The sequence below is a fragment of the Pseudomonas sp. 05N433 genome, from assembly GCF_056396925.1.
Map to the genome: position 1 here is coordinate 1 of NZ_JBFTML010000107.1, position 5,778 is coordinate 5,778.

At 57.4% G+C, this 5,778-nt stretch carries 7 protein-coding genes and 1 pseudogene; 4 read left to right on the forward strand and 4 right to left on the reverse strand.

Annotation, left to right across the window (positions count from 1 at the left end; all coding sequences use genetic code 11):
- Positions 1 to 368 (forward strand): annotated as a pseudogene (locus AC1DIS_RS29615) (GNAT family N-acetyltransferase); the annotation flags it as partial.
- A 55-nt stretch (positions 369 to 423) separates the two neighbouring features.
- Here AC1DIS_RS29615 and AC1DIS_RS29620 read toward each other — a convergent pair.
- Positions 424 to 1,572, reverse strand: a complete 1,149-nt coding sequence (locus AC1DIS_RS29620; RefSeq protein WP_477743035.1) for a PQQ-dependent sugar dehydrogenase — start codon at positions 1,570 to 1,572, stop codon at positions 424 to 426.
- Positions 1,573 to 1,623: 51 nt separating this feature from the next.
- Positions 1,624 to 1,986 (reverse strand): hypothetical protein, encoded by a 363-nt coding sequence (locus AC1DIS_RS29625; protein WP_138867625.1) that lies wholly within the window; start codon positions 1,984 to 1,986, stop codon positions 1,624 to 1,626.
- A 213-nt stretch (positions 1,987 to 2,199) separates the two neighbouring features.
- On the opposite strand from AC1DIS_RS29625, the gene ku reads away from it, so the two are divergent.
- The gene (gene ku / locus AC1DIS_RS29630) at positions 2,200 to 3,060 is read left to right on the forward strand and encodes a non-homologous end joining protein Ku (RefSeq protein ID WP_018926060.1); all 861 of its coding nucleotides are present in this window, start codon (positions 2,200 to 2,202) and stop codon (positions 3,058 to 3,060) included.
- Between the two features lie 80 nt (positions 3,061 to 3,140).
- Here ku and lpxO read toward each other — a convergent pair whose 3' ends face one another.
- Positions 3,141 to 4,040 carry a lipid A hydroxylase LpxO gene (gene lpxO, locus AC1DIS_RS29635; RefSeq protein ID WP_026286412.1) on the reverse strand — a complete coding sequence of 300 codons (900 nt, stop codon included), beginning with the start codon at positions 4,038 to 4,040 and terminating at the stop codon, positions 3,141 to 3,143.
- A gap of 234 nt (positions 4,041 to 4,274) precedes the next feature.
- Between lpxO and AC1DIS_RS29640 the strand changes: the two genes are divergently transcribed.
- Complete coding sequence (locus tag AC1DIS_RS29640; protein WP_028940522.1) at positions 4,275 to 4,952, forward strand: SOS response-associated peptidase family protein; 678 nt, start codon at positions 4,275 to 4,277, stop codon at positions 4,950 to 4,952.
- 182 nt (positions 4,953 to 5,134) lie between these two features.
- Complete coding sequence (locus AC1DIS_RS29645; protein ID WP_081626507.1) at positions 5,135 to 5,347, forward strand: hypothetical protein; 213 nt, start codon at positions 5,135 to 5,137, stop codon at positions 5,345 to 5,347.
- Here AC1DIS_RS29645 and AC1DIS_RS29650 read toward each other — a convergent pair.
- Positions 5,317 to 5,658 carry a hypothetical protein gene (locus AC1DIS_RS29650; RefSeq protein WP_018926064.1) on the reverse strand — a complete coding sequence of 114 codons (342 nt, stop codon included), beginning with the start codon at positions 5,656 to 5,658 and terminating at the stop codon, positions 5,317 to 5,319. The genes AC1DIS_RS29645 and AC1DIS_RS29650 overlap by 31 nt on opposite strands.
- Between the last annotated feature and the right edge of the window lie 120 nt (positions 5,659 to 5,778).

Genomic DNA, 5,778 nt, shown 5'->3' on the forward strand with positions numbered 1-5,778 from the left:
ACCGGCTCAGCCGGCGCAGTTTTCGATGGATGATCAGCCGGGCTCACGGGCAACTGCTGGTGGCCCAACGTGGCGAGCGATTGGTGGGGTATGCGCTGGTGTTGTTTCACCGGGGTACTTCACGGGCACGTCTGTACTCGATTGCGATCGCCGTTGATGCTCGCGGCAGTGGGCTGGGCAAGCAATTGCTCGAACGCGCCGAAGCCTGCGCCCTTGAGCACGATTGCGCCTGCCTGCGACTTGAAGTTCGCATCGACAACCCGATGGCAATCGCTCTGTACGAGCGCAACGGTTATCGGCGATTCGGGCTGATTCATGACTATTACCAGGACCATGCCGACGCGATGCGACTGGAGAAACACGTTCTGTAGCAGCTGCCGAACACAGGCTACGCCAGCAGCTACAAAGGTTGTGCGAGTCTGTTTACTTCAACCCAACCTTGTACAACGCACCATCGTCTTCATCGGTCAGTACATACAGATAACCATCCGGCCCCTGCCGCACATCGCGAATCCGTTTGTTCAGCTCACCCAACAGCCGCTCTTCGTGAACAACCTTGTCGCCGTCGAACTGCAGGCGGATCAGCTCCTGGCCCACCAGCGCGCCGATAAACACGTTGTGCTGCCAGGCCTTGAAGCGATCGCCATCGTAGAACGCCATGCCGCTGAGGCCGGGGGATTTTTCCCAGACATGCTGTGGACCTACGGTGCCTTCGACGATTTTGCCCTTGGCTTCCGGGATCGGCAGGCCGGAATAGTTGATGCCGTGGGTTGCTATCGGCCAGCCATAGTTCTTGCCACGCTCGATGATGTTGACTTCGTCACCGCCCCGGGGGCCGTGCTCATTTTCCCAGAGCGTGCCGCTCCAGGGGTTGAGCGCCGCGCCTTGCGGGTTGCGATGGCCGTAGGACCAGATTTCCGGGCGTACGCCTTTTTGCCCGACGAAGGGGTTGTCCTTCGGCACCTTGCCGTCCGGATAGATCCGCACGACCTTGCCTTGCAGCTTGTCGAGGTCCTGCGCCGTGGGTCGATCGTTGTTCTCGCCCAGGGTGATGAACAGATAACCGTCGCGGTCGAACACCAGACGGGAGCCGAAGTGATTGCCAACCGAAAGCTTGGGCTCCTGACGGAAGATCACATTGAAATCCTTGAGGGCCGTCAGGTCTTCCGACAACCTTCCGCGACCGACCGCCGTACCCGCCTTGCCGCCCTCACCGCCGCCTTCGGCATAAGACAGATAGACCATGCGGTCTTGCTTGAAGTCGGGCGACAACACCACATCGAGCAACCCGCCCTGCCCCTTGGCCCAGACCTGAGGCACACCGCTGAGCGGACTCGAAAGTTTGCCATCGACACTGACCACCCGCAGGTTGCCCGGCCGTTCGGTCACCAGCATCCCTTGGCGACCGGGGAGGAACGCCAGCGCCCAGGGATGCTCCAGACCTTTAACGATCGGCGTGACCTCAAGGGTGCCCTCCTCACTTTTCAATTCCTGGGCAGGCGCAGCAAACACGGGCGCACTGATGATCAGTACGCCGGCAAATAGTGTAGTCAGGAGGGTCTTATGCAACATGCACGATTCCTTTTGTGGTCAAAATGGCTGGCAAGACCTCTGTCCTGCCGTTCAACGGTTGCTGGTGTCTGCGTCCCGATGAGGTGGATTGGGTATGAATGTCGGTGGGCTGGCAGGAGCCTGGCGATCCTGCGGATAACGGTTGCCGATACCGCCGTTCTCCAGGGTCGGTGGTCGCGGCGCAGGCGCCGTACTCGGCCCGCGGATCACCGGGATGCCGGGTCGCGTGCCTTGCATGCTGTTGGGATTGGCCCGGCGGATCGGGTTGTTGTAAGGATTGTTATTGGTGCTGCCCGGCAGGTTCTGGGCCAGCAGCAAGGGCGAGGATGGCGGCGCGGCGGCATCGGCCAGGGCCAGGCTGCTTAGCACGCCACTCAATGCCAGTGCGATGACGCCGAACACACATCGGTTCATGGAAACCTCTCTAAAAGCGCGTGCAACGCTTCATGGATGAATAGAGCCACGCTACGCCCGGGGTTCGAATTTGTTAACTAAAACCTCCTTCAGAAGATGTAACACCAGTTGACTGCACCGTCGATCAGCCCGCAAAAGCGGGTCGCAGCCGACTGAAACTTTCCTCCGGGCAACAGGTCACCTGAACATCAATGGGCTGACGAGAACACGACGATGGCACGGGCAATCTGGAAAGGCGCAATCAGTTTCGGTCTGGTGCACATCCCCGTGGCGCTGGTCTCGGCGACGTCTTCCCACGGGATCGATTTCAACTGGCTCGACAGTCGCAGCATGGAGCCGGTGGGCTATAAACGCGTCAATAAGGTCACTGGCAAGGAGGTCACCCAGGCACACATCGTCAAAGGGGTCGAGTACGAAAAGGGTCGTTACGTGGTGCTCAGCGAAGAGGACATTCGCTCGGCCCATCCACTGTCGACCCAAACCATCGACATTTTTGCCTTTGTCGACAGCAAGCAGATCCCCCTGCAAAACATCGACACACCCTATTACCTGGCGCCGGACAAACGCGGTGGCAAGGTCTATGCGCTGTTACGCGAAACCCTCAGCAAAACCGGCAAGGTCGCCCTCGCCCGAGTGGTGTTGCATACCCGCCAGCACCTGGCGGCCGTCATGCCGCTGGAATCGGCCCTGGTTCTGGTGATGCTGCGCTGGCCGGCCGAAGTGCGCAGCCTGGATCAACTGGAACTTGGTAGTGAAGTGACCAACCCGGACCTGGCTAAGGGCGAGCTGGAGATGGCCAAACGGCTGGTGGAGGACATGAGCGCCGACTGGACACCCGAGGAGTACCGCGACAGCTTTGAAGACAAGATCATGGCGCTGGTTGAGCAGAAGGCGAATGAAGGCAAGATCGAAATCGTCGAAACCGCTACGGGAGAGGACGAACGCAGGACCGCGGATGTGATCGATCTGACTGAACTGCTCAAGCGCAGCCTCGGTGCCAGGAGTGCCGGTAAAACGGCAGAAAAAGCCAAAGCGAGCACAGATAAAAAAGCCACGAAGCGTTCTCGTGGCTGATCGGTTAGTGGAGTGCCTATACGTTATGCGGTGAAAATCCTGGCCTGCTTGCAATGACTAAATACGCCGCAAAGCAAAACTCAGATCAGCACAAAAATCGCCAGCAACCCGCCAAAAATCGCCCACTTCTCCAGGTAATAGCGAGCGCGGTTACGCTTTTTGAGTGCTTTGCCGCGCAGGCGAACCGTGTAGATTTTGGCAAACAATCGGTTGATAGCACCGGTCTTGTCACCCGCATCGTTCGGTGCCCCCGCCGCCGCCATCACTGTGCGGCTGAACCAGCGGTTGAACGCCGCCGCCCAGCGATACTTCATCGGCCGTTCGACGTCGCAGAACAGGATGATGCGGTTCTGCTGGGTGCTGTTTTCAGCGTAATGAATGAACGTTTCATCGAACATCACCGCTTCGCCGTCACGCCAATGGTAACTCTCACCGTCGACGTTGATATAGCAACCGGCATCGTTCGGCGTTTCCAGCCCCAGGTGATAACGGTACGAGCCGGCATACGGATCGCGGTGGCGGACCAGTTTGGAACCCGGTGGCAGTTCGGCAAACATCGCTGCCTTGATCGAGCCAATGCTTTGCACCAGTTCAGTAGTACGCGGGCAGAGCTTCGCGGCCGATGGGTGACTGTCGCCATACCACTTGAGATAGAAACGCTTCCAGCCACTTTTGAAAAACGAGTTGAAACCAACGTCGTCGTACTGATTCGAGCGCTTGATCTCCCCGGCCTTGAGCAGGTTCTGGCCTTCGGCGCGAATCTCTTCCCAATGAGCCTGCAAAGGGCTCAAGTCAGGAAAGTCCGCCGGATTGAGATAAGGCCGATTGGGGATTTTCGAGAACATATAAAGGAAGCAATTGATCGGCGCCAGAAACGTCGAGTGGTCGCTTAGTTGGCGGCCTGGTTTGTGGCGCACCTTACCGCGCAAGTGGACATACGCGATGGAGATGACATAGATAGCGGCAATAATGAGTTTCACGGAAATCGTCACACGTCTGAAATGAACAAAGTGCGTCCCGATGGCGCGTTCTTGAGCCATGCCGACAATCGACATGGGGGCGAAAGATGTCATTTTAGCCATACTTTGTAACCAATAGTTAACCTTCAACTGTGAAAATGTGTCTAATCATGCCCGCCAAAACGCCACGCGGCTTTAACGCCCTATTAGTTCAAAGGATCGTCTAAGCTCAGATGTAAGCATGAGGGCTCAGCCATGTGCGGACGACTTTCGCAGTACCGAGGCATTCACGACTTCGTCAAGGCGCTGAGCATGCCCAACGCCTTGGTCAACAATGCCGGCGATCAGCCATTCGAGCTCTACAACGCCGCACCGACGACTCAGCTCGCCCTCTTCCACCAGGAAGGCGACGTGCTGCACGCCGACAGGGTTCGCTGGGGCTGGCGGCCGCATTGGTCCGAAGAACACCCTATGCCGATCAATGCCAGGGTCGAGAAAGTCAGTCACGGCCCATTCTTCAAAGCCATATGGCCGCACCGGGCGATCGTTGCCATCGATAACTGGTTTGAATGGGTTTACGAGGGCGGTCCGAAGAAGCAGCCCTACCTCATCCGCCGCAAGGATCGCGCACCGATCCTGTGCGCGGCGATCGGTCAATACCCAAGGTACGAACATCAGCCGGACGAACATGACGGTTTCGTGATCATCACCGCCGACAGCAAGGGCGGCATGGTGGATGTTCATGATCGCCAGCCGGTGACGCTGAATGCCGAACTGGCCCGGGAATGGCTGGACCCGGCCACGCCGAAAGAGCGAGCCGAGCAGATAGTACTGTCGCAGGGCGAGCCGGCCGAGACATTCGAGTGGTTCAAGGTTGATCAAGCCGTGGGCAATGTGCACAACGATGGCCCTGGACTGATCGAACCTATCTGAACATCGCGCGACACCATTCGTCGCATGGAAAGCGTGGCGCGGAATACGCGTCAATGTCTGGCTTAGGGTTTGCACATGCCGGCGATAGCGGCCCCAGAACGACGTAATTCTGACGCGGCGGCATTCACATTAACGTTTAAGGACTCCAGCGATACGCTTGGTCAGTCACCGGGAGATGTAACGTGTCAACTCTCAACGAAATCGCAGCGAACCACGCGAGAATGGCTAAGGCAAAGGAAGAAGAGTCGACCGGGCTGAGTGAGCGCCCCCCTCAAATAGTGGGCAGTTTCGAAATCACATGCATTGATGAGCAACAGCACATTCCACTGCACCTGATCACTGGCGTACAGGACAACCACCATCATTACAATGGGCAGATAGCAACAACGTCATAACCACTGTCTGGAGAAGTGATCTGCACAGTCCAGCCTTGCGTAAAAGTCATCTCGTGATACTCGACGATGGCGCTGATTTCCGGGCAAAGCTTTTTGGCGTCCTCTGGAGAACGGTCTACCGAGATATTGACCGTACGATCCTCGGCCGAGAATTCGGAGGCCTGGGTCAAGGCGTCATTGCCATCGAGGATTTTGCAGAGCAATGAGGCGTTTTCGGCGGACTCATCCGTAGCGCTGGAGTAAGCGTATTGAGCCGTCACAATCGTCAGGAAACAGAACATACCTGCTGCGAATTTGTTTCTCACTTCCATGTTCCTTGGGTGGGGGACGGAATACTAATTCAAGAGTCGATCAATCGTTATCGGTTTCGAGGGCCGGTGTTTTTCTTTACCCGCTCACGGCTTGCAAAGGTTATGTGATTGGGGCTAGAT

Bases quoted from the DNA above. Each gene is read 5' to 3' on its own strand.
- AC1DIS_RS29620 (WP_477743035.1), bottom strand. From the start codon at position 1,572: ATGTTGCATAAGACCCTCCTGACTACACTATTTGCCGGCGTACTGATC.
- AC1DIS_RS29625 (WP_138867625.1), bottom strand. From the start codon at position 1,986: ATGAACCGATGTGTGTTCGGCGTCATCGCACTGGCATTGAGTGGCGTG.
- ku (WP_018926060.1), top strand. From the start codon at position 2,200: ATGGCACGGGCAATCTGGAAAGGCGCAATCAGTTTCGGTCTGGTGCAC.
- AC1DIS_RS29640 (WP_028940522.1), top strand. From the start codon at position 4,275: ATGTGCGGACGACTTTCGCAGTACCGAGGCATTCACGACTTCGTCAAG.
- AC1DIS_RS29650 (WP_018926064.1), bottom strand. From the start codon at position 5,658: ATGGAAGTGAGAAACAAATTCGCAGCAGGTATGTTCTGTTTCCTGACG.